The organism is Acinetobacter sp. TYF_19 (genome assembly GCF_043105125.1).
Taxonomy (GTDB): Bacteria; Pseudomonadota; Gammaproteobacteria; order Pseudomonadales; family Moraxellaceae; genus Acinetobacter; species Acinetobacter johnsonii.
The window spans coordinates 153,421-176,298 of the sequence record NZ_JBICLH010000019.1; the positions used below are offsets into that span (position 1 = coordinate 153,421).

Genomic DNA, 22,878 nt, shown 5'->3' on the forward strand with positions numbered 1-22,878 from the left:
AAAAAATAGCTTTTGGTGTAAATTATGGGTTCAATTACAGCAAGGAAAGGTGCAGATGGTAAAGTTAACTATCGTGCTGCGATTCGAATCACTCGAAAGGGCTTTCCTGCTTTTTCTGAAAGTAAAACATTTCACTCAAAGAAATTAGCTGAAAACTGGATTAAGAAAAGAGAAGTCGAAATTCAAGAAAATCCTGATATTTTGCTTGGCAAAGAAAAGTTGATTGATCTGACCTTATCAGATGCCATAGATAAATATTTGGATGAAGTCGGGAGCGAGTACGGAAGGACGAAACGCTATTCTCTGCTCTTAATTAAGAAGCTACCAATTGCGCGCAATATTATCACAAAAATAAAATCAGTACATTTGGCCGAGCATGTGGCTTTAAGGAAGGGTGGAATTCCGTACCTCGATCTTGAACCTATTGCGACTAGTACACTGCAACATGAGCTTTTACATATCAGAGGTGTTCTTTCTCATGCTGCTGTTATGTGGGAAATGGATATTGATTTAAATAGCTTTGATAAGGCTACTGCTCAGTTAAGAAAAACACGTCAAATATCCTCCAGTCAAAAAAGAGACCGACTGCCTTCGAGAGATGAATTGATTGCATTGACGAAGTATTTTGCAGAACGATGGAAGCTAAATCGTTATGGCTCTAAATACCCAATGCATTTGATTATGTGGTTTGCAATTTTCTCATGCAGACGTGAAGCTGAATTAACACGATTGTATCTTCGAGATTATGACCCACATCATTCAACGTGGAAAGTGCATGATTTAAAGAATCCTAATGGTTCTAAAGGTAATCATAAGTCATTTGATGTACTTGATCCTTGTAAGGTGCTGATCAAAAGACTGAAACATTCAGAAGTTCGAGAACGGATGCTAAAGCTTGGACATAATGAAAATTTGTTATTGCCTTTGAATCCCAAAAGTTTGGGTAAAGAGTTTAGAGAAGCTTGTAAAATTTTGGGGATTGAAGATTTACGATTTCATGACTTGAGACATGAAGGCTGTACTCGATTAGCTGAACAGAGTTTTACTATTCCTGAAATTCAGAAAGTAAGTTTGCACGATTCTTGGGGGAGTTTACAGCGTTATGTATCAGTGAAAGCGAGAAGAAATATATTACAGTTGGAGGAGGTGCTACGCCTCATCGATGAAACGTAGCAAAATCTTCGGATGCCTCTGAATATTGCTTATCCAAGACAGCAGCAAGATCCTTAATGTGTACCAAAAATGGAGCACGTTTACTTTTATCTATTTTGAATACTGAGAAAGGGAATTGTTGATTATTCGCTTTTCTCAGTGCTTCGGCTTTGCTGAGGTGGGGATAATAGTCAGAAACTACTGTCATTAGTTCAACGGTCATAGAACGATACTTTATAAAAAGTAGTTCGGTAGTATTAATTTGAAAGCAATTCATGAAGTGGGTATTCCATACATAAAACTTTTTTAATTTGAATGGGTCACCTTTGAAGTAAGGCTGACCATCCCTATGTCTTAATCTTATTTTTTTGATGTAGGTCTTTATGTAATACTAATAATTAGAAATAATATTTTACTAGAGTTGTGGTATAACATATTGAAAACTATTATTTAGATTCATAAATGAAAAATTGCACACTTCTTGATTTTGAGCAATTGCAGGATGAAATTCTGAATTGCTTTTTGGATCATGCTGGACGTTTTTTAAGAGAACATAAAATAATAAGTGATCCTGACCCAAAGACTGAGTTTGAAGCGTCAGAACGCGAATTTTTGGTTGAACTGATGGTAGAGCATAGCCAAATGCAGTTCTTTGGTGAAACGTATTCGGTACAGGACTTGCTGAATTTGCTTGGTCAAATTAATACGGTAATAGAGGGGATTCGTGATTATAGACAGCAGCAGATTAATGAGAAATATTCTGAAATATTAAATAAATATATTGAGTTGGTTGTTGATGAAGGCGGTAGAGTCTACACCTATAACCCGAGTTTGAAGCGTAGAATCAATGGAATTTTGAATATAAGAAAACGATATGCGCCGCTGTTGCATAAAAAGCTTGAAATATTCTATTCAGAATTAACTGGTTATGCTCAAAAAAATGGCAGATTTAAAAATGCTTCGCAGGCAGTACAACTGATTTTACCCACGCTGCAAATCAAGTTTAGAGAGTTTGATTTGCAATGGGTTCAAAGCAGATTAGAGACAAATAAACAGAAAATTTTAGATTTAACAGAAGCCAGAAAAAATAACGAAAATAAAGACACCTGTGAAGATGATGATTTTGGTGTGTCATTTAAAATTCAGGATAGAACCTATCTAAACCAGATCAGGGAATTACAGAATGAAAATAAAAAATGGGAACAGTTTCTACAGCATCCAGAGCGGTATTTTCCACAGCAAAAGCAACTCCCATTTAATACAGCATATTGCGATGAAGTGCTGGTCAATCACTTAAGGCGTCGTCCTGATTTATTGAAAGAGATTATCCAAGTTCAATTATGAATATCATTGAGGTGATGAGGGGGGCTCGTTCTTAGGCAGCAAGTGGATGAGGTGTGCTATTGCTGCTTGCTCCTAGAAATGAGTAACTGTTAGCTCAGGTTTGAGCTGGTACAACTTCATCGTCATTTTGTACGGTACTGCCATATTGATGATGCTGATCAAATCCTAAAGCATAATTGGTATTTGGTTGATTTTTGATTGTTAAAAATTGCTTTTGTTTTGCGCATTCATTTCTCAATTGAGTTTCAATTTCGCTAAGTGCTTCGGGTGCAAGAGTTTGGTTAATGCTTTGTTGATCTGCTTCGTTAATCTCGCCTAAAAAAGCTTTAATTTTCTCTAATTCAATGGTTTGATTTATAGCCAATTGAATTAGGTATTCCTCAAATTCTTTTGCAGATTTGCTCATGTTTTCGTGGATGATATTTTTTTGGTGCACGAGTTCTTTTTCGAGTTCTGTAATTTTTTCATCCTTAAATTTCAATTCTTGCTTTAAATTATAATCATGATTTAAATTTTGCTCTTTTTTGAGTCTTGATATTATTTTATCTTTTTCACTTAATTTAAAATTATGTGCATCAATTAAAAATTCTAAGCAGTTATCTAGACTTTTAAATTTACAATTTTTTTTAATTTTCTCAAGTTGTTTTAATATATTTTCGTCCATTGTTATTTGTTTGGTGATACGGTTGGCTTTCTTTTTCTCAGAGTGGTATTTAAATAAAAGGAATTTCTTTTTTAAAATTGAAAAATGTTCATCATTAGTTTTAATAATAAAATTTGTTGTCTCACATATGAGGGGGTTTGTAAATCTTTCGTTTGTGTGGGATGTCCTAGCCGGGTTTTGTAGAGAATCTGATATTAAATTCTCATGTGATCTAGGTTGGGGGTGATTTGTAGATATGTAAACAATCTTTTGGCTAGGTTCATCAAGCTCAGTTAATAGACTTTCCTTCATGTAGCTCTCTTGATCCAAGAAATCTTTTTTTAAGTCCGTGTCAGTCGATAACCATTTATCTAAGGTTAAATGTGGTCGTGCCATTTTACAATTCATAAATATTTACTTAACATTTATATATCAGTAATTAAATATTAAGTAAATATTAATTATGCATTAACTGTTAAAAAAACAAATTTCAATTATCATTTCATGCCTATCATTATTGCTGTAAAATACATATACCCAAAGGAGAACTTGGTGTGTGGGAATTTTTAGCATGAGTATTCAGGATTCTGAACAGCGCTTTTTGGCGCTATTTATGGCTTTCTATCAAAGGGTGGAGGGGCAAATTTCAGCCTATGCTTTTTGGGCATTAATCACGTTTATCAGAAATTTTGGAGTCGGAAGTACATCATTGCCACTCGGTGAATTATCAAAAGTGATCGGCATACAGGTTAAAAAATTACGGGGTGTATTGAATGAGTTGGAACAACAGGGAATATTAAAAATAGATTTTCCTGAAACTGGAAAAAGGTCTAGAGTTCGTCATTTACAACTTAATCTTACTTATATAAGGCTTGATTCAGCCACGTCTATTGAATGGTTAGAAAATAGTAATAAGCGTATGGTTAGGCAGATCCCTTTATTAAAATTAATTCAGACTTTATTTATAAAGAGTGATGGCATAAGTATTAGCAATTCACCTAAAAAAATAGAGATCGACTGCTATCTTGATTATCGAAGTTATCTTGTTTTATTACGGTTGCTTTACGGTGCAGACTCGTTTGGGATTGTTATAGGGTGTGGAATTGGTGAAATTGAGCGAGCCACGGGTTTAAGCAAACAATCTATTTATCGCGCTATACAGCAGCTTAAAAAAAACGGATTTATCCGCTGCCAAGCGGATGGCGCAATTCGAAATAGTTTTATTCAAACAGAGTCTCCAATATACGCTTTAAACCTTTCGCATAGGTTTTGGGGGGGTGCTGCGATCTACGGCAAATTTTATATTTTGAAGTACCCCCAGCCGCATGTTTTTGAAGTTCAGAAAGTGGCCTCTATTTTTACTATGCTGAATCCAAAGAGCGACTTGTTGTCAAACACTAAAAGTGAAGATTCAGGTGTTGGCTTGAAGGTGTTGAATTGCAAAAACTATTATTTGTTACATGATCCTTTGTGCTGGATGAAACCGTTTATTCTTCGGTCTCGTGATGCTGTAGGTTATGCAAATTATGTTTTGTTACAACAGCAGGAAATAATGAAGTTATATGATCATTATGTCGAGCTAAAGCGGTTACATCCAGAGAACCCATTATCAGCGACGTTTTATTTAAAGCCGCATGAAAATATTTTGAAGGATGAGGCGGTTTTGGGTCATTTAGCATCTATCCAGCATACTAAACTCAGCGGGATGAACAACCGCTTAGGTCTTTTTCAAAGCTTGCTTGAACAGTGGTGCTGCCAGATATACAGTCAGAATAAATCGCTTTTTAAAATGCTGAAAGAAGCTAACCCAGTAGTAATCGATGATGAAAGCTTTGAGCGTTTAGGGTGCACAGACTTTCTCTATCCGTATTCATTGCAAGCGACTCAAATCAAAACAATCAAAGAGGATATGACGCTAAAAAATGAGTCTGATAAAATTGAATCAATGATCACCTTCAAGTTAAATGCTGAGCAGTCCAGAATTCATCAGTTTTTAATGGCCCTTATGGATCTAATTGCATATAACCAAATTTATTTTTTTCAGCAATGTATGCGGAAACATTCTGATATTGACCAAAAGCTCAGTGCAACTAAAAGTAGTTTGGAAAGGGTGTTGGTAAATGCAACTGAAATAGTGACGCCTTTTAGGATTTTACCTCGGTCATTTATACAGAATACATACAGCTGTTGCTTTGTCCCTGATCAGCATGCGGAAACTAACAGGTATTTCTTAAGTGAATTGGCGTTTCAAGAACCCTTTCAGGATGGAACTCGCTTTGATTTTCCTACACAGCAAATAACAGACATTTCACCAACACTGGCAGAACTTAAAGATTACGGACTGCTGCATCATCACTGTTTGTCATTATTCGAATAGTTTTTTGCGCTAAGTTTTTTTTGAAAAAACCATTTTTCTGACCTAACTATCGTAACGCTAAAATATATAAAAAGCCTAGCTTAGCCGAAGGTCTGGAAATTCTGCTGGTCAGCTAGGCTATGGTTATTGCTTTTACGCTAAGACGGTTTTATATATTATTAATATATAGAGATTAATACTAATAATAGATTAATGACTGTAGCGTATAGAACTATAAATACTAGATATATCAATACAATCACTGTTACTCATACAGATAACAAGAACAGTTAGACATGTCATGCAGATATGAATATATACCCAATATGCATGATGATAGGGACCAATAGTCCATGTAGAATGAGAGCACTATTCGATAAATGCGGATAGTGGATGACTTGTCCTTACTTGAGATAAAAACACTTTTTAAAAAAATAAGTCGATTGCTTAACTATGACGTGAATCATAGTTAAGGAAGTTCAACGTGTTCCCATTGGATTTAGATGATCAGGCAGGGGTGATGTATACCATTCATCGCTTTGTAGATGTATGTCTTAATTTTGATATTTCAGACGAAGCATTCATTTTCAACCTAGAACGCTTGTATTGCGCATTTGAAGCGTTTAAACAAGAAGGGCTTGAGTATGCAGCATCGCTTAGGGCGTTTATTGCAGTTACTGAATACGTCAATAGCCAACGTGGCATGCTTAGCTTTGCTGAATATCTGACAGGGCTTTCAATAGGGGAAATTAAGGCATTAAGACGAATCCTGCATGCGCATCGAGGGCTGATACGTGATGAGATCAAAAGCTTTGCGAGACAGAAAGAGTTGAATCGAGTGGCATTACTTGAGGAGTTCGAAGGCGCAATTAAGGGGTATTATTCGGTTCTAGTGATCAGAGTGGATTTGAGCTATAGCAAGGACAGCATGAGTGAAATTACTGTAAATGACTTCTATCAGCATATCGGAAAACTACGTGATTTGATCACTGATAAGAATGGATATTTTGATGCACTTTTGACCTATGCGATCGCACTGGAGCAGGGTATAACCAAAGGCTTTCATGCTCATTTAACATTGGTGATTAATAGATCGAAGCATCAGAGTGATTATAAAATTGCTGAGGGAGTGATCGATAAGTGGAAGGAAATCACATTCGATAAGGGTTTTGGGCGGAACATCAACACGACAGCGAATAAAGACAACTACGAGAAGCAAGGTCGTTTAGGTATTGGAGATATTCGTCGAACGACACCCGAACAAGGCAACAATGCTTTGGGTGCAGTTGCTTATCTCAGTGACCCTGATAAATACGAGCAGTCGTTATTGGTTAAACCACGAGGGCGTAAAACGTTTTATAAGGGGGATTATCAGCATCATGGTCGCCCAATACCTGATACAGAAGAAAATAGAAGAATCAAAGAATGGGATGCGCAGACCGCTTTAGCAAAGCTGGAAGAGGAGATTTGGTTTAAAAAATTATGAACATGCCAGTTCTATGAAATCAATTCATTCATAGGACAACACATGAGCCATTCAGAGTTAGAGTTTGTTACAGCACCCCGATTAGAACAAGACGTTTTAGAGCATTACCAAATGATTCGCTTTGCTCCAATTCCAGAAGGTACTGATTACGATGCTCATCAAAAAAATATAGATCAGGAGTTCAAGCGGAAACTGTCTGGTTATTTTTCAGCATGGCGCAGAATGATGGCTGTTGGCATTCATGAGTATTTGTCTTTTTCCTTTTGGGCAGACAAGTTCTTTCAGGCTTACTGCAGTGTATTACAGGAAGAGCAGATTCGGTTCTTTGAGGTCACGGCGCAAAGAAGTGCTGGTTTTTATATCGATAAGATCGTAAAGCGGCTGAGAGTGCTGTTTGAAAGCACCAGCTTAACTGAAGAAATGCATAAGCTGAATGAGCGCTACGAGAAGCGGATTGAAAAGTTGAGAGAATCCTACCGTAATACAAGCCAGATCTATCCCGAAGCAGCGGATTTAAAACTGGAACTAAGTCTAAATGAGGGGGGAAGTGAAATTATCGATTTGCGACAGTTAGAGCGATTTTTATCAAATTTCCAAAAAAGTCTAGCGGCTGAGTATTGGTATAGAACACAAGCCATTTACCGCTTTTATCAAATTGTACGGGATGATGTTCAGCAGCGTTATGTGATCCACTTTTATGTGAGCTTTAACCGATCACTCTATTCTGGTCCACTTGGATATTGTCAGGATATCAGAGAGCACTGGATGAGGGTTACTGGATATCTGGGCACATGCGTTTATCCAGAAATGCATCATCAGCTTTCCGATACTGATGCACAAAAAGCGCTGAGGATTGATCGGATTATGCAAGAAGAAGCGGGCTGTCCTTTGGGTGCATTAAATGAAATGCCTGAAAATCAAACGGGGCAGTTTGGGCTTCCGAATAGAATCTGCATTTACCCTAAAGGATTTAAATGGTTTGATGGAGCACCTGTACAGCGCTGAAAATTTATATCAGAGTCCTGCACTTGCTTGACGCTCTACAGCGTGCAGATTATCCTTAGACTGCTGACCTACATCGTCAGCGGGTTTTAGCAGACCCATTTACCTAAGTACACTAAAAAGTCTAACTTTTTGGTGGGTATCCCTACGTACCCCCTCTGCGGCGGAACGGGAGGGGGGACGTCTTCGGACGTGCTGATTTCTTAGGTATCAGTCTGCTAACCCGTCTTCTGTTTCGCCACCATCATTTAGCAGTGATTTGGTGAAACTTCTTTATACCTAAGGAGTACGCCATGCGCTTACATCAAGACCGTCTTTTATATTTCTCTTTTTTAATGTGTGTGCTCGATCTACACCACAGGGGTAATGTGACCTGATGCTGTGTATTTCATACATTGCTGTGTAGATCACTTTCTAAGAATAAAACTTTTTTAAGTACATATTACCGATATGAAGATGAATCTCTCATGCTGTTTTTGAGGGGCATAGATTTGTGTGCTTTATCGTCTATAACACTTCAAAAAAACATAGATATTCATTCTAACATTCATGCATGGGGAGCACTGCGTCTGATTAAGACCAAGACCAGTGATGCCTATAAAAAAGAGAAAATGATGATGTTTAAAACTTTCCTAAAAACTGCCCTTATTTCATCACTACTTGCAGGCGCATCATTGGCGCAGGCAGGCTGGTTTGCACAAGCCAGTGAATCCTACCTTGTTCAAGCACGTCATACAGGCGGTGGGGTTTATCAATGTCTTTATAAAACCAATCCTGGCAACCGTGGTTGGCGTAATTTCACGGTGAACTTTCAAGGTGGTTGTCCACGCTTTGTTCACTTTAATGCGCAGAATGGTCAAGTCACTGTGCCCAACTAAATGAGGGGAACATTCAAATGACTCAAAAAACCATATTGGGCTTGGCGGCAATCTTAGCCCTGACCTTGATCAGCATCGCAGGCTTCTACTTCTTTAGCCATAAACACACAACTGAAAAAACGGTTCCAGCCAGTACTTCTGAGGTCAGCTCTGCACAACCTTTAGAATCCGCCAGTTCAGAAGCAGTATCCACTGTGATTGCAGCGGCAGAAGTGGATGGCATCGATGTCAAAGAATTGACCACGGGAAGCAAGCGTCTGAGTCCATCAGATCATGAACCTGAATTGCTGAGTTTTGAGTTTGATCAAAACCTTAAGGCGGTGGATACCTTACTGTCGATGCTGCCTTATGATGAACTGCCTGAATTTGAGCAGGACAATATAGACAAGTATCAGCGCTATATCTTTGCCAAAGCCGCAAAAGATACAGGCAAATCAGTGCAAGACTTTAGCTTGCAAGAACATGGCGCACTGGAGTCGGAGCAAGCGGGTAATCGCTACTACGTCTATAAATTTGATAACGGCACAGACTGTGAAATCCATCTGGCCAGTATTGATTTAAATACAGGCGATTATGGCGTGAGCTATAACTACTGTTAAGGATGAACTTGATGAAGCAACTTTTAAAACCCTTACTCCTCGCAGTGACTACAACGACAGGCATCATGTTGAGTGGCTGTAATGCTGGCCTTGATCCAAACACGTTTACGGTCGAACTCGATGTAATTGATACCAGTAACTGGTATGCCCAAAATCAATCCGCTACGGTATTAACGATCCGTTCTAACAGTGCAGAGCCTATCGATGTCAGCGATGTTTCTGTCAATCATGGACAATGCCGTTATGAAGGCTATCGTCGATCATTGGAATATCCGCAGCATTTTAAGATGGGGCAACGTTTAAGACTGAAATTAACAGACTGTAGCTATAGTAATGTGGTGCAGGTTGATGTCGAAACAGATAAAGGCACTGCAAGCTATAGCTTTCAATAGCGACTCTCCTCGCCAAAGTAAAATTTAAATCAAACCGTGTCCTCAATGGGCACGGTTTTTTTTATGCCCTCAATTCAGCTTTTCGTACCCAATTCATTTAACAAGGAATATTCAATGTCCTTAATTCAATGCCCCTATTGTCAATCCACCCATGTCAGACAGACTGATTCAAGTCATGCAAACGCCAACTATTTCGAACAACTGCAACGCTGTATTTCACCGACACAGATGGCGCTGTTCGGCATGCAGCTTGCCAAAAAGGCAGGATTCCCGCCTTTTACAGGCGCAGCCATCGGTGTTGTGGTGGGTGGTGTATTGGTTATTGTCAGTCAGTACTGCTATGAAAAATATTACAGCAATGCCGAGCAGTATGTCTGCTTGGATTGCCAACAACAGTTTGCATGGGCGAGGTAATCACTTCTCAGCCATTGCACTGGTACATCGTTGAATAAATCGATTCTTTAAAACATCACATTACACATTCTTTTTAGGAATAATCAAAATGGCACATCAAATTGAACAAATGGCTTATGTCGGACAAACCCCGTGGCATGGTCTAGGCAATCAACTTAGCCCAAACCAACCGATTGAAGTCTGGGCCAAGCAAGCAGGTATGGATTGGCGTATTGAATCATCCAATGTCAGCTACATGGCTAAAAATGATCGTGGACAAAGCATCATTATGCCGTATGAAGAACAACGGGTACTGTACCGTTCAGATACCCATGCTCCTTTATCCGTAGTCAGTCAGCGTTATCAAGAAGTCCAGCCGATGGAGATTCTGGAATTCTACCGTGATCTGACTGAGCAATCAGGCTTTGAACTGGAAACCGCAGGTGTTTTAAAAGGTGGGAAGAAGTTCTGGGCCTTGGCACGTACAGGCCAAACTGCAGAATTGAAAGGTGGAGATGTCAGCAATGGCTATATTCTGCTGGCAACCGCATGTGACGGTACGTTGGCGACCACCGCACAATTCACCAATATCCGTGTGGTGTGTAACAACACTTTAGCCATTGCCTTACGAGGGCAGAGTTCCAATGCAGGTGTGGTCAAAGTACCGCACAGTACCAAGTTTGATGCCGATAAAGTCAAAGATCAACTCGGTATTTCAGTGAAAACATGGTACGACCACATGTATGAAATGAAACAACTCACCCAACGTAAAGTCACTCAGAAAGAAGCAGCAGCTTATTTTGATGCGGTATTTAACAACAATAGCCTAAGTGCGATGGAACAGGAGGATAACATTATTCAGTACTATCGTAATGTCGCGTCTCAAGCCAATCCACAGCCCAATAAAACTGAACCGAATGGACGTGCCATGACCAAAGTTATGAATATGTTTAATGGGCAGGGACGTGGAGCAGACTTATCTTCAGCCAAAGACACCGCCTATGGACTACTTTGTGCGATCACCGAGTTTGTCGACCATGAACGTCGAGCAATGAGTACTGATCACCGCCTCGATTCGGCATGGTTTGGTGCAGGGGCAGCATTGAAACAACGTGGATTGGAGCAAGCTTTATATCTTGCAGCCTAAATTTTATCTCGTATCCCTCTTTGCCACATCTTCGGATGTGGCTTTTTTATGCCGTTTTAAAATCAATGATAGAAGGTTAAATCCATGAATCAGATTATAAACCCAGCAGTAACGTCTCAATCTCAGTATTTCCCAACTGTAGCCAATGACAAGCTTAAACAAAGTCAATCAGGTTCAAAACGTAGTTTAAATGCCAAACGTCTGATCAGCACCAAACAACTGGACTATCAGGCATGGCTGGAAGTGCGTAAGCAGGGAATAGGCAGCAGTGATGCCGCAGCCGCCTGTGGCATAAATCCTTATATGTCGATGCTGGAACTGTGGATGATCAAAACAGGACGGGTACAGCAGAATATTGATGATGAAAGCTCAGGACACGCACCTTTATATTGGGGTAAACAGTTAGAACCCTTGGTCGCAGAATACTACAGCATGCACACCAATAATAAAGTCCGTCGGGTCAATGCGGTGCTGCAACACCCTGATCCTGACAAAGCCTTTATGTTGGCGAACTTGGATTATGCCGTAGTGGGCAATGAAGACGTGCAAATACTGGAATGTAAAACTGCAGGAGAATATGGCGCCAAACTATGGAAGGAGGGCGTTCCTCTGTATGTGCTATGTCAGGTACAACATCAACTGGCGGTGACAGGCAAGCAAGCGGCACATATTTGTGTGTTGCTGTGTGGACAGGAAACCAAAATCTACAAAGTCAGTCGTAATGAAGCTTTGATTGAACAGATCATTCAGGCGGAACGGTTGTTTTGGGAATGTGTTGAAAATGATGTTCCACCAGCAGTGGATGCCAGTGAATCGGCAGCCAAAGCTTTACAACAGCTCTATCCTGAACATACCCCACTGAGCTGTGTTGACCTAACGGAGGTCGAACTTGCCAATGAACTGTTTGATCAGTTGATAGAGGAAAAACAGCAGATTGAACAACACCAAAGCCAGTTTGATCTACTCAAACACCGTGTTCAGGCACTGATGCAGGAACATGAACGTGCCGTATTTCAGCAAGGTTCAGTGACATGGAAAAAGAGCAAGGACAGTATTAGCCTAGATACCAAGTCCTTACTTCAGCACCAACCTGAACTCATCCAACAATACCCATTGCAGAAAGCAGGCAGTCGTCGTTTCAACATTTATCACGATTAGCTCAAAGCTTAGAGTTAATCACTCAGCAAGAAAAAACCTGAAATCCCGTGCAGTCCTGCATGGGATTTTTATACCGATTTCATTTTTAGCAAACAGTGCAACACATCTAAACATCAACATCTATACGAGAGGAATTTCAACATGATTAAAGGTCTAGCAATCACACCACCCATCTTGGGCCGGATCAGTATTGGTCGTGTAGTCGAAAAGAATGGCAAGCGTCTGCCTGAGAAAGACGATCAGTTCACCATTACCAGTCAAATACAAGGCAAGGATGGTTGGGTCAAACACCCCTTGGATGAGCAATTGCGTAGTCAAGCACCGAATCAAAAGCTGCGTAGCATTCCTGTGCGTATGATCTTCAATGATCCTGAATTGAACTTACGTGCCGAGTACAGCTTGTTTGACCGACAGACAGGTCGCCCGATTTGTGTGGGGAATGGTCAGACCTGTCAACGTATGACATCACAAGGTGTAGAGCAACATCCTTGCCCATCCCCCGACTTATGCCCACTTGGACAAGGCGGGCACTGTAAGCCTTATGGACGCCTGCATGTCAATTTAGATGAGTCGGATGAATTTGGTACATTCATTTTTAGAACAACAGGCTTTAACAGCATACGTACGTTGGCTGCACGATTGAGCTACTACCATGCAGCATCAAATGGGTTGCTTTCATGCTTGCCACTGCAGCTGACCTTGCGAGGAAAGAGTACAACGCAAAGTTATCGTCAACCTGTGTACTACGTGGATTTAACGCTCAGGGATGGCATTCATTTACAAGAGGCGATTCAAACAGCGAAGGAAATTGACCAGAAAAGTAAGTTGTGTGGTTTTAATCAGGCTGCTTTAGATCAAATGGCACGGCAGGGTTATGGTAATGCACGATTTGAGGTGAATGCTGAGGAGGGACTAGATTTGGTTGAAGAGTTTTATAATGATAAGGGTTTTGAGTCTGAATCGGTACAAACTGAAATCAAAAATAAATCTAAATCAGAGCTTAAGTCCCATCAGGGAGAGGGTGTTGTACAAGAGATTCAGAAAAGCTTGAAGCAGAATGTAAGGATTGTAAATTAAAAAATTTAAAGAGAACAGCGAGTTCTCTTTAATTTATTTTTTTTGTATTAAAAAACAAATAAGATGATTGAATCTAATACCAAGCGATACCAAGCAAAAACTTTTAAAGTATGTTTTTCTACAAATTTAACCATGGCTTTTACCACAAGCAAAGCTGCGATGAATGCGGTTACAAAGCCTACGGAAATATTCAATAAATTTTCTGAAGTTAAAACATCAACGTTGCGAAATATGTCTAAGTAACGGCACCAATAATGGTTGCACCAGACCGTGAAGTCCCCGGAATCATCGCAAGACATTGAACCAAACCAATAACAATGGCCTGTTTGAATCCAATATTGGTTGCCTCAATGGTTTGGACTTTAAAATTTTTAGCTTCTACAGCAAAAATTAACAGTGCACCAATAATCAGTGCAGATGCCACAACCGAAGGACTGAATAAAACTTGTTTAATAAAATCAACAGCTATAACTCCGATCACTACTGCAGGAATAAATGAAATGAAGACATTTATCGCAAAACGTCTCGCATGGTAATCACCTGATATAAAACCATGTAGTAGATTAATAATTTTTTTTACGGTAGAGCCAACAAACGGCTAAGATTGCGCCCAGTTGAATGACAACTTCAAAGACACGGCCTGAGTCTGAATGAAAATCAATTAAATGGCCAAATAAAATTAAATGACCAGTACTGGAAATGGGTAAAAACTCCGTTAAACCTTCTATAAAACCTAAAAATAAGGCTTTAAGTACTGAAATTATATCCATAAATAAAGTGAGTCACAGAATAATAATAGCCATCACTTTTAAGATATTTTTCTGCATTTATAAATTCACTGAGCCAAATTTTTACGCTTTCTTTACGCGGCATCCAAAGTTATGGATAGAGACTTTACGGTTTTATTTTTCATACTAGATAGTGGAATATCCCAATGCTTAGGATGAAAAACATGAGTGCGGTCATTCACGCGCATCAGCAGGTACAGCATCAAAAAAATTGCGTTGTACAAAACAATCAAAATATATCTTATTTCAACTTCTTTAAGCAGATTTCAGCTCTGAAACATAGGAGTGAAATGCCATGTTAGAGTTTGCTTTGCTTTTAGCCATCGTCTTTGTTCTGGCTTATCCCTTGGGTAAATACCTCGCAGCGATAATGCACAACCGCGAGATGAAAATTGATCCTCTATTCAATTGGATTGAAAAGCCCATTTACGCGGTTTTAGGAACCAATCCCAAACGGGGAATGAATGTCAAAACCTATTCATTCAATTTTGTCATGAGCTGTGCGGTGATCGGTTTGGTGACTTGGATTCTATTTATGGTTCAAGCCAGCCTGCCGCTGAATCCAAACCATGCACCGAATATGTCATGGGATTTGGCGCTGCATACCATGATTTCATTTTTGACCAATACCAATCAGCAGCACTATTCAGGACAGGCGCAACTGTCATATTTATCGCAAATGGTTGGCATTGTCGGCTTGCAGATCATCACGCCGATGATGGGGCTCGCAATGGTGGTGGCAACAGTACGAGCACTATTTTATAAACAATCCAATGTGCTTTCTGAAACCGATAAGCAAACCAGCTTTAAGCATAAAGTGCAGCAAATTGATGTCGGCAACTATTGGGCTGATGTGATTCGTCCGACATTCCGCTTTTTGATTCCTTTATGCATGGTTTGGTCATTGCTGCTCACTAGCCAAGGTGTGCCATCGACTTTTCAAGGCGGACCAGAAGTTCAAGTCATCGATCAAAGCAGCGAATTAACAGCGCAAAAAATACCTTTAGGCCCAGTTGCACCAATGGTGGCGATAAAGCAATTAGGTAGCAATGGTGGTGGCTGGTATGGTCCGAACAGCAGTGTACCTTTGGAAAATCCGACACCATTGTCAAACTTTCTAGAAATGCTTGCGATTTTACTGATCCCTGTTTCGGTGATTTTCATGCTGGGCTTTTTCACCAAACGTGCCAAATTCGCTGGCTTTGTCTTTGCTTCGATGCTGCTGATGTCGATCATTTCCGCAGTCAGCGCTATCTGGTCAGAAAGCCTTTCATCGACGTCAACATTGCTTTCAGTCATGGAAGGTAAGGAAGTGCGTTTTGGCGAAGCATCTTCTGCCTTGTGGTCAGCGGTCACCACCCAAGTCAATAACGGGTCTGTGGATATGATGCACGATTCATCTGCTCCGCTCACAGGCATGGTGCAATTGTCCAATATGCTGATCAATGCCATTTGGGGCGGAATTGGCTGTGGTTTGCAGCAATTCATTATTTATCTGTTTTTAGCGGTCTTTATTGCTGGCTTAATGACAGGGCGTACTCCAGAGCTGTTTGGACGGAAAATTGAAGCCGGTGAAATCAAGTTGCTCGCTGTGGTGATTCTGATTCAACCCATTGTCATTCTTGGTTTAACGGCAATAACCGTATTTTTCCCTGAATTGACGGGCAACAGCAATCAACAATACCACGGCATTTCCCAAGTGTTGTACGAATATGTCTCTGCATTTGCCAACAACGGCTCAGGCTTTGAGGGGCTGGCAGACAATACCGTATGGTGGAATGTCACTTGCGGTATCGCTTTATTGCTCGGCCGTTTCCCGACCTTGATTATTCCTTTAATCATCGCTGCACGTTTAGCTGCTAAACGCCAAGCGCCTGAAAGCAGTGGCAGTTTAAAAGTTGAAACGCCAACATTCGCACTAACGTTAATCGCAATTGTGGTGATGTTGACCTTATTGCAATTTATGCCAGTCCTGGTCTTGGGACCAATCGCTGATCATCTGTTATTGGTTCAAGGTTAAGGGTGAGTACAATGAATCATTCAAAACACGCTGTTCAAACACAGCAAAACACCATAGCTTCAACCTTATTTCAAGCTGAAGCGTGGAAAAATGCTTTTATTAAACTGCTGCCGCAGCATGTGATTAAAAATCCAGTGATGGCCATCGTTTGGCTTGGCACGCTGATTACACTGATCAGTACAATTCTAGGTCAATCTAGTTTGGTTTTTGGTTTCTTGGTGACGTTGATTTTATTTGTGACGGTTCTCTTTGCCAATTATGCCGAAGCGGTTGCTGAAGCCAAAGGCCGCGGACAGGCGTCATCACTGCGTCAAGCTCGTCAGAATTTGACGGCGCGCCGTATCCATTCTAAAGATGATATGGATGGGGTGCAGATTTCAGCGGCTGAATTGAACATGCATGACTTCATTGAAGTGCGTGCAGGGGAATTGATTCCCGCAGATGGTGAAATAATTCAGGGCTTTGCCACGATCAATGAAGCTGCAGTAACAGGTGAATCTGCGCCGGTACTCCGTGAAGCGGGCACAGATAAATCTGGGGTGATTGGCGGAACCAAAGTCTTAACAGACCGGATCATCGTGCAAGTGACCGCAGAGGCGGGGAATAGCTTTCTCGACCGAATGATTGCTTTAGTCGAAGGCTCAAACCGTCAAAAAACACCGAATGAAATTGCCTTAGGTATTTTACTGACCGTGATGACTGTGACTTTTATAATCGTCGTGGTCAGCCTGCCGTTGATTGGACATTTCCTGAATATGGAAATCAGCCCGATTTTATTGGTGGCGCTATTGGTCTGCTTGATTCCAACCACCATTGGCGGCTTATTGCCAGCTATTGGGATTGCAGGGATGAACAGAGCGCTCAAAGCCAATGTGATTGCCAAATCAGGCAAGGCGGTTGAAGTTGCAGGTGATATAGATGTTTTACTACTCGATAAAACAGGAACTATTACTTACGGTGACCGTCAGGCGACCGCTTTTTATCCATTAACAGGAGTGACGGAGTCTGAGCTTCGCCAAGCGGCGGTACTGACTTCTTTGGCCGATCCAACACCAGAAGGTAAATCGGTGGTGGCTTTGGCCAAAGAGCAAGGTGAAAGAGTGGCCGAGCCTGAACAGGCTGAATTTATCGCTTTTAATGCTTCAACACGCATTTCAGGTCTTAACTTGGCGGATGGTCATCAAGTGCGTAAAGGCGCTATGGATGCCATTCTTAAATTCGCTTCGCAAAACCTTGAAAATCATGCCGAACTGAAAGCGCGCGTAGAACAAGTAGCTTCAAAAGGGGCAACGCCGCTGGTGGTGGCCAAAGACCATCATTTGCTGGGGGTGATTGAACTATCGGATGTGATTAAGCAAGGCATTAAAGAAAAATTTGCGCGCTTACGTGAAATGGGCATTAAAACTGTGATGGTGACCGGAGATAATCCGCTCACAGCAGCGGCCATCGCTGCCGAAGCTGGTGTGGATGATTATATTGCTGAGGCCAAACCTGAAGATAAACTCACTTGTATTCGAACCGAGCAAAACAAAGGGCACTTGGTCGCGATGGTCGGCGATGGCACTAATGATGCACCAGCGTTGGCTCAAGCAGATATTGGCTTAGCCATGAACTCGGGAACGCAAGCAGCCAAAGAAGCAGGCAATATGGTGGACTTAGATTCTGATCCAACCAAATTGCTATCTGTGGTTGAAATAGGCAAACAGCAGCTGATTACTCGCGGTGCATTAACCACCTTTTCCTTGGCAAATGATGTATCAAAGTATTTTGCAATTTTGCCGGCATTATTCGTCGCGGCAATTCCGCAAATGCATGTGTTAAATGTCATGCAACTAGGCAGTTCTGAAAGTGCCATCCTGTCTGCGCTGATCTTTAATGCGATCATTATTCCTATGCTGATTCCAATTGCACTGCGCGGTGTGAAATTCAAACCTTCGACATCTACCCAATTATTGCGCCGCAACATGCTGATTTATGGTGTGGGCGGGGTGCTGCTACCGTTTATTGCCATTAAAGCGATTGATCTGCTGATCAGTCCAATCTTGGCCCTATAAATTTTTTGAGGATGACAAAGTGAATATGCAAAATCATCAATTGGCAGACTCATCATGGAGTGAGAAACTGCGCGCTTCGTTTGGAATGACCATCATTGCTCTAGGCTTATGCGGCTTTGTATATAGTGCTGCTGCAACCAGCTTAGGACAAATGCTCTTTCCAAAACAAGCCAACGGCAGCTTGATTGTCGAAAATAATCAAGTGATCGGTTCACGCTTAGTGGCACAGCCTTTTGCCCAAGTTCAATATTTCCATCCGCGTCCATCTGCCGCAAATTATGATCCTATGGCGATGGCCGGAAGCAACATGGCGAGAACCAATCCTGAACTGCAGAAAGCCATAGAGGAACGGCTGAATCGAATCGCAGCGAAGGAACAGATTGAAAAATCTAAAATTCCTGCGGATCTGGTCACCGCTTCAGGCAGCGGCATCGACCCTGAAATTAGCGTGCAATCAGCCATGATTCAAGTGAAGCGGATTGCCCATGCACGGCATATGCCTGAACAGAATATCGAAAAACTGATTCAGTCGCATACGGTTCAGCCGATTTTTGGGATTTTAGGGCAGGCACGTGTCAATGTGCTTGAATTGAATTTGGCTTTGGATCGGGGCGGGAAGTGATATGAATGGCTTGATGATTAAAATATAGTGATTGAAAGCTATTGAATAATCTGAATTAAGTTATATACGATTGTTGGGCGAGGGGATGTTCTATACCTCCGCCCAACGGTGGCATCCATATTGCCCAGCAATAGCCAAGCTGACTTTAGACGCATTTAAATGAATTTAAAAACATCTTTTAAAGCAATAAATAAAGATTACTTCTATGACTGATCCACGAACCAATAAAGCCGATGTTTTGCTGCAACATACACAGCGTTATCAGTCTGGGCGGCTGACGATTTTTTTAGGCGCAGCTCCGGGCGTGGGAAAGACCTTTGCCATGCTGGTTCGTGCGCATGAACTGGCGCTGCAGGGTATTAATATCGTCATTGGCTATGTAGAAACGCATGGCCGTAGAGAAACTGAAAATTTAATTTCTGGTTTAGAGATTATTCCGCGCAAGGCTATTGAATATCAAGGGCAGCATCTGGAGGAAATGAATCTGGATGCTGTTTTGGAAAAAAAGCCCAGTATTGTTTTGGTGGATGAGTTTGCCCACACTAATATGCCCGGCAGCCGTCATGAAAAACGATGGCAAGACATCAATGAAGTATTAGATGCTGGAATTGATGTTTTTACAACCATGAACATTCAACATTTGGAAAGTTTGAATGATGTGATATATCAAATAACAGGGATTCGTGTCACTGAAACCGTGCCAGACCGGGTATTCGGACGGATTCGAGATATCCGCTTGATTGATTTGCCTGTAAATGAGCTGTTGGAGCGCTTAAACCAAGGAAAGGTCTATGTGCCTGAGCAGGCCGAACAGGCCTTGCAGCGATTTTTCAACAGCTCCAACTTAACGGCACTGCGTGAACTGGCAATGCAAACTGTGGCCAATTATGTTGATAATGATGTACGCGAAAATTTCGCCATTCAAGGGCTTGCTCAAATTCCCTTAAAAAATCATGTCTTAATTATGATTGATGGCAAAGGGCATTCTGAAGCTTTAGTTCGGACTGGATGCCGTATTGCCGAGCATCGTGCGGCAAACTGGACAGTTGTTGCTTTTTCTCATGATACGCAAATCATGAATAAACAGGAAAACTCGCAAAGCCGTGAAATTGAACGGGCTTTAAACTTAACGCGTCAAATGGGCGGAATGACTGAAGTCCTTCACGGCCAGCAACATGCTAAAACTTTATTTGATTATGTGATGGACCGCGGCATTTCAACCTTGGTTTTAGCACAAGCGGCTCCGCAAAAGTTTTCGCTGAATTTAAGGCTCAATTTGATTGATCAGTTGTTGCAATACCGGCCCAGTTTTGAACTCAGTATTGTGCCGATTATTGCAGAGAATAAGCATCTGTCCTTTTTCACTCAAAGGGCATTCTTGTCGCTGAGAGAAATACAGTACGTACTAGCCACCACGGTCATCAGCATTGTGATTGCAAGCTTAGGGGAAAAGTATTTAGGGATTGAAGATCTTTCGGTGATTTTTATCACCGCTGTGGTTTTTGTGGCATCAAAAACACGGATGCTGGCTGCAGCTTTTTCAGCCATCCTATTCTTTCTAGCTTATAATTTTTTCTTTATTTCCCCGCAATTTACATTTCAGATTTCTGCACATCAGGGGATTGTCACCGTGGTTGCATTTTTGGGCGCGGCTTTAATTTCGAGCCGATTAGCGTCACGTTTGAAAGAACAGGTGACTGCACTCAAAACGGCGAACAGTTATAACAGCATTATGCAGGATTTAGGGCAGAAGCTGTCCACAGCATTAGATTTGGCACAAATCAAGGAGATTGCTGAACATAGCCTGAGTAAAAATCTCAATGCAGATGTCTGGCTGTATTTCCCAGATACTGCAGCAACTCAAGCATCATCCACTATCATGAGTAATAAAGAAAAAATTTCAGCCGATTGGACATTCAAAAACCATCAACCGTCCGGTCGCTTTACCCAAACCTTGACGGAAAATGAGTGGTGGTTTTTGCCCTTATTGGCTTCCAAGCAATGCTTAGGCGTGGTGGGGTTGAAACTTAAAGATGTGCAAGCAGTAATCAATACGGAGCAAAAACAGCTCGCTGAACTCATGGTAGAGTATCTTGCGCAGGCGATTTTCCGCACCCAGCTGACCAAGGCTTTGGAAATAGCCAATGTGAATTCTGAAACGGAAAAATTGCGCTCGGCATTATTATCATCCGTATCGCACGATTTACGCTCGCCTTTGGCGTCGATGATTGGAGCAGCGGATACTTTGAGCACTTACCGCCATTCCATGAATGAAAATGATCAGGACAGCTTGCTGGAAGCGATTCATTTAGAGGGGGAACGTTTAGACCGCTATATTCAAAACCTACTGGATATGACCCGTTTAGGCCATGAAGGCTTAAGCTTGAAGCGGGACTGGATTGGAGTTGATGAACTGATCGGTTCAGCAGTGCGCCGTTTAAACCGTTATATGCCAGATGCATTGGTTGAAGTGCATGCGCCTCAAGAATCTTTGAGTTTATTTGTACATGCCGCCTTGATTGAACAGGCCATTTTTAATGTGCTGGAAAATGCCGCAAAATTTTCACCAGAGAATAAAGCTGTGATGATTGAGGTGCAGCAGGTGAATGAAAATGAGATCGAAATTGCCATAACTGATAAGGGGCAGGGTATCCCGGAAGGTGAGCGGGAACGCATTTTTGACATGTTTTATACCATGCAGCGCGGTGACCGCGGGCAATATGGTACAGGCTTGGGCTTGACGATTGTGAAAGCGATTGTGGGTGCGCATATGGGGAAAATCATGGCATCATCAGGCAAGAACAATCAAGGAACATGTATCCGCATACAGCTTCCTATTCAGCAAATTACTTAAAGCATCTAGCAGCTTTTAGGTGGGAAAATGCCAGAACAGAATGAATCAGCCAGCTCCATGACCAATGTCTTGATTATTGATGATGAAAATCAGATTCGAAAATTCTTGGATATAGCACTCAGAGCGCAAGGCTATAAAACCCTTTTGGCTGAAAATGGCCAAAAGGGTTTGGAACTCCTAGCTTTGCAAGGCGCAGATTTAGTGATCCTCGATTTGGGTTTGCCAGATTTGGATGGTTATGAGGTTTTGTCTGAGCTTCGCACATGGTCGCACGTTCCAGTGATAGTGCTGTCTGTGCGGGCAAATGAAGAAGAAAAAGTGAAGCTTCTGGATGCTGGCGCAAATGATTATGTCACCAAGCCGTTTAGTGTTCAGGAGCTGGTGGCGCGCATTCGTGTACTGCTTAGGCAGCACCAGCATAGTACTGTTGATACTGTAATTTTTGATGATGGCGTATTAAAAATCGATTTTTCCAAACGGCAGGTTTTTTTAAATCAACAATTGCTCTCCTTAACACGCAAAGAATATCAGCTGCTGAATTTATTGGCGAAAAATAAAGGCCAATTGATTACTCAGCCGCAAATATTGAAAGAGCTGTGGGGGCCAACGCACCAAGAAGATACGCATTATTTACGGATTCTGGTGGCTAAATTAAGAGTGAAGTTAAATGATAATGCTGTGCAGCCTAAATATATTATTACTGAACCGGGAGTGGGTTTGCGATTTTTGAAGATTTATTAATATTAAATATGCCATTTATTTTACATGAGTAATTAGACCTCTTTCATAAATCATTTTTTGCTCAGTTCCAAGTTGTAGATTCCAGCGATTAAATTGAATCTCAAACTAAGCCTTTTACATCTATTTCGATAACGCTCAGCAAGGATTTTGAAGGTTTTCAGGTTGCCAAATA

Annotated in this window: 19 protein-coding genes and 2 pseudogenes; 17 read left to right on the forward strand and 4 right to left on the reverse strand. The window is 41.3% G+C overall.

Going from position 1 to position 22,878, the window contains the following annotated elements; translation table 11 throughout:
• Positions 1 to 24 precede the first annotated feature (24 nt).
• Positions 25 to 1,173 carry a tyrosine recombinase XerC gene (gene xerC, locus ACF8FD_RS02670; RefSeq protein WP_004692382.1) on the forward strand — a complete coding sequence of 383 codons (1,149 nt, stop codon included), beginning with the start codon at positions 25 to 27 and terminating at the stop codon, positions 1,171 to 1,173.
• On the opposite strand, the gene ACF8FD_RS02675 is transcribed toward xerC, so the two are convergent.
• Positions 1,157 to 1,429 (reverse strand): pyocin activator PrtN family protein, encoded by a 273-nt coding sequence (locus ACF8FD_RS02675; protein WP_004777872.1) that lies wholly within the window; start codon positions 1,427 to 1,429, stop codon positions 1,157 to 1,159. The genes xerC and ACF8FD_RS02675 overlap by 17 nt on opposite strands.
• A gap of 185 nt (positions 1,430 to 1,614) precedes the next feature.
• Between ACF8FD_RS02675 and ACF8FD_RS02680 the strand changes: the two genes are divergently transcribed.
• Complete coding sequence (locus ACF8FD_RS02680) at positions 1,615 to 2,496, forward strand: hypothetical protein (protein ID WP_004777874.1); 882 nt, start codon at positions 1,615 to 1,617, stop codon at positions 2,494 to 2,496.
• Positions 2,497 to 2,590: 94 nt separating this feature from the next.
• On the opposite strand, the gene ACF8FD_RS02685 is transcribed toward ACF8FD_RS02680, so the two are convergent.
• Positions 2,591 to 3,535: a hypothetical protein gene (locus ACF8FD_RS02685; protein WP_005403685.1), complete on the reverse strand. Its 945-nt coding sequence runs from the start codon at positions 3,533 to 3,535 to the stop codon at positions 2,591 to 2,593.
• A 175-nt stretch (positions 3,536 to 3,710) separates the two neighbouring features.
• Between ACF8FD_RS02685 and ACF8FD_RS02690 the strand changes: the two genes are divergently transcribed.
• From ACF8FD_RS02690 to ACF8FD_RS02735, 10 genes are all read left to right on the forward strand, one after another.
• Positions 3,711 to 5,516, forward strand: coding sequence for a hypothetical protein (locus tag ACF8FD_RS02690; RefSeq protein ID WP_039908906.1), 1,806 nt, complete (start codon positions 3,711 to 3,713; stop codon positions 5,514 to 5,516).
• A 463-nt stretch (positions 5,517 to 5,979) separates the two neighbouring features.
• Positions 5,980 to 6,981, forward strand: coding sequence for an inovirus-type Gp2 protein (locus tag ACF8FD_RS02695; RefSeq protein ID WP_039908907.1), 1,002 nt, complete (start codon positions 5,980 to 5,982; stop codon positions 6,979 to 6,981).
• Between the two features lie 42 nt (positions 6,982 to 7,023).
• Complete coding sequence (locus tag ACF8FD_RS02700) at positions 7,024 to 7,986, forward strand: hypothetical protein (RefSeq protein ID WP_005403688.1); 963 nt, start codon at positions 7,024 to 7,026, stop codon at positions 7,984 to 7,986.
• 614 nt (positions 7,987 to 8,600) lie between these two features.
• Positions 8,601 to 8,861, forward strand: a complete 261-nt coding sequence (locus tag ACF8FD_RS02705) for a hypothetical protein (protein ID WP_002126044.1) — start codon at positions 8,601 to 8,603, stop codon at positions 8,859 to 8,861.
• Positions 8,862 to 8,878: 17 nt separating this feature from the next.
• The gene (locus tag ACF8FD_RS02710) at positions 8,879 to 9,460 is read left to right on the forward strand and encodes a hypothetical protein (protein ID WP_004692370.1); all 582 of its coding nucleotides are present in this window, start codon (positions 8,879 to 8,881) and stop codon (positions 9,458 to 9,460) included.
• A gap of 11 nt (positions 9,461 to 9,471) precedes the next feature.
• Positions 9,472 to 9,852, forward strand: a complete 381-nt coding sequence (locus ACF8FD_RS02715) for a hypothetical protein (protein ID WP_004692368.1) — start codon at positions 9,472 to 9,474, stop codon at positions 9,850 to 9,852.
• Between the two features lie 114 nt (positions 9,853 to 9,966).
• Complete coding sequence (locus ACF8FD_RS02720) at positions 9,967 to 10,266, forward strand: hypothetical protein (protein WP_004692366.1); 300 nt, start codon at positions 9,967 to 9,969, stop codon at positions 10,264 to 10,266.
• A gap of 88 nt (positions 10,267 to 10,354) precedes the next feature.
• Entirely contained in the window at positions 10,355 to 11,392 is a 1,038-nt protein-coding gene (locus ACF8FD_RS02725) for a DUF932 domain-containing protein (protein ID WP_004692365.1), read from the forward strand.
• A gap of 84 nt (positions 11,393 to 11,476) precedes the next feature.
• Positions 11,477 to 12,550: a YqaJ viral recombinase family protein gene (locus ACF8FD_RS02730; RefSeq protein WP_005403691.1), complete on the forward strand. Its 1,074-nt coding sequence runs from the start codon at positions 11,477 to 11,479 to the stop codon at positions 12,548 to 12,550.
• Between the two features lie 141 nt (positions 12,551 to 12,691).
• Complete coding sequence (locus tag ACF8FD_RS02735; protein ID WP_004692362.1) at positions 12,692 to 13,627, forward strand: hypothetical protein; 936 nt, start codon at positions 12,692 to 12,694, stop codon at positions 13,625 to 13,627.
• A 47-nt stretch (positions 13,628 to 13,674) separates the two neighbouring features.
• On the opposite strand, the pseudogene ACF8FD_RS02740 reads toward ACF8FD_RS02735, so the two are convergent.
• Positions 13,675 to 14,397 (reverse strand): annotated as a pseudogene (locus ACF8FD_RS02740) (undecaprenyl-diphosphate phosphatase).
• Positions 14,398 to 14,710: 313 nt separating this feature from the next.
• On the opposite strand from ACF8FD_RS02740, the gene kdpA reads away from it, so the two are divergent.
• The 5 genes from kdpA (at position 14,711) to ACF8FD_RS02765 (ending at position 22,706) form a co-directional block, all read left to right on the forward strand.
• Positions 14,711 to 16,435, forward strand: a complete 1,725-nt coding sequence (gene kdpA / locus ACF8FD_RS02745) for a potassium-transporting ATPase subunit KdpA (protein ID WP_039908909.1) — start codon at positions 14,711 to 14,713, stop codon at positions 16,433 to 16,435.
• 11 nt (positions 16,436 to 16,446) lie between these two features.
• Positions 16,447 to 18,489 carry a potassium-transporting ATPase subunit KdpB gene (kdpB, locus tag ACF8FD_RS02750; RefSeq protein WP_005403695.1) on the forward strand — a complete coding sequence of 681 codons (2,043 nt, stop codon included), beginning with the start codon at positions 16,447 to 16,449 and terminating at the stop codon, positions 18,487 to 18,489.
• 19 nt (positions 18,490 to 18,508) lie between these two features.
• The gene (kdpC, locus tag ACF8FD_RS02755; protein WP_392453097.1) at positions 18,509 to 19,111 is read left to right on the forward strand and encodes a potassium-transporting ATPase subunit KdpC; all 603 of its coding nucleotides are present in this window, start codon (positions 18,509 to 18,511) and stop codon (positions 19,109 to 19,111) included.
• Between the two features lie 205 nt (positions 19,112 to 19,316).
• On the forward strand, positions 19,317 to 21,965 hold the full coding sequence (locus tag ACF8FD_RS02760; RefSeq protein WP_005403696.1) for a sensor histidine kinase KdpD: 2,649 nt from the start codon (positions 19,317 to 19,319) through the stop codon (positions 21,963 to 21,965).
• Positions 21,966 to 21,992: 27 nt separating this feature from the next.
• Positions 21,993 to 22,706 (forward strand): response regulator, encoded by a 714-nt coding sequence (locus tag ACF8FD_RS02765; RefSeq protein WP_004692355.1) that lies wholly within the window; start codon positions 21,993 to 21,995, stop codon positions 22,704 to 22,706.
• 50 nt (positions 22,707 to 22,756) lie between these two features.
• Here the strand turns inward: ACF8FD_RS02765 and ACF8FD_RS02770 are convergent.
• Positions 22,757 to 22,878, reverse strand: a pseudogene (locus tag ACF8FD_RS02770) (IS5/IS1182 family transposase); the annotation flags it as partial.

Bases quoted from the DNA above. Each gene is read 5' to 3' on its own strand.
- xerC (WP_004692382.1), top strand. From the start codon at position 25: ATGGGTTCAATTACAGCAAGGAAAGGTGCAGATGGTAAAGTTAACTAT.
- ACF8FD_RS02675 (WP_004777872.1), bottom strand. From the start codon at position 1,429: ATGAATTGCTTTCAAATTAATACTACCGAACTACTTTTTATAAAGTAT.
- ACF8FD_RS02680 (WP_004777874.1), top strand. From the start codon at position 1,615: ATGAAAAATTGCACACTTCTTGATTTTGAGCAATTGCAGGATGAAATT.
- ACF8FD_RS02685 (WP_005403685.1), bottom strand. From the start codon at position 3,535: ATGGCACGACCACATTTAACCTTAGATAAATGGTTATCGACTGACACG.
- ACF8FD_RS02690 (WP_039908906.1), top strand. From the start codon at position 3,711: ATGAGTATTCAGGATTCTGAACAGCGCTTTTTGGCGCTATTTATGGCT.
- ACF8FD_RS02700 (WP_005403688.1), top strand. From the start codon at position 7,024: ATGAGCCATTCAGAGTTAGAGTTTGTTACAGCACCCCGATTAGAACAA.
- ACF8FD_RS02705 (WP_002126044.1), top strand. From the start codon at position 8,601: ATGTTTAAAACTTTCCTAAAAACTGCCCTTATTTCATCACTACTTGCA.
- ACF8FD_RS02710 (WP_004692370.1), top strand. From the start codon at position 8,879: ATGACTCAAAAAACCATATTGGGCTTGGCGGCAATCTTAGCCCTGACC.
- ACF8FD_RS02715 (WP_004692368.1), top strand. From the start codon at position 9,472: ATGAAGCAACTTTTAAAACCCTTACTCCTCGCAGTGACTACAACGACA.
- ACF8FD_RS02720 (WP_004692366.1), top strand. From the start codon at position 9,967: ATGTCCTTAATTCAATGCCCCTATTGTCAATCCACCCATGTCAGACAG.
- ACF8FD_RS02725 (WP_004692365.1), top strand. From the start codon at position 10,355: ATGGCACATCAAATTGAACAAATGGCTTATGTCGGACAAACCCCGTGG.
- ACF8FD_RS02730 (WP_005403691.1), top strand. From the start codon at position 11,477: ATGAATCAGATTATAAACCCAGCAGTAACGTCTCAATCTCAGTATTTC.
- ACF8FD_RS02735 (WP_004692362.1), top strand. From the start codon at position 12,692: ATGATTAAAGGTCTAGCAATCACACCACCCATCTTGGGCCGGATCAGT.
- kdpA (WP_039908909.1), top strand. From the start codon at position 14,711: ATGTTAGAGTTTGCTTTGCTTTTAGCCATCGTCTTTGTTCTGGCTTAT.
- kdpB (WP_005403695.1), top strand. From the start codon at position 16,447: ATGAATCATTCAAAACACGCTGTTCAAACACAGCAAAACACCATAGCT.
- ACF8FD_RS02760 (WP_005403696.1), top strand. From the start codon at position 19,317: ATGACTGATCCACGAACCAATAAAGCCGATGTTTTGCTGCAACATACA.
- ACF8FD_RS02765 (WP_004692355.1), top strand. From the start codon at position 21,993: ATGCCAGAACAGAATGAATCAGCCAGCTCCATGACCAATGTCTTGATT.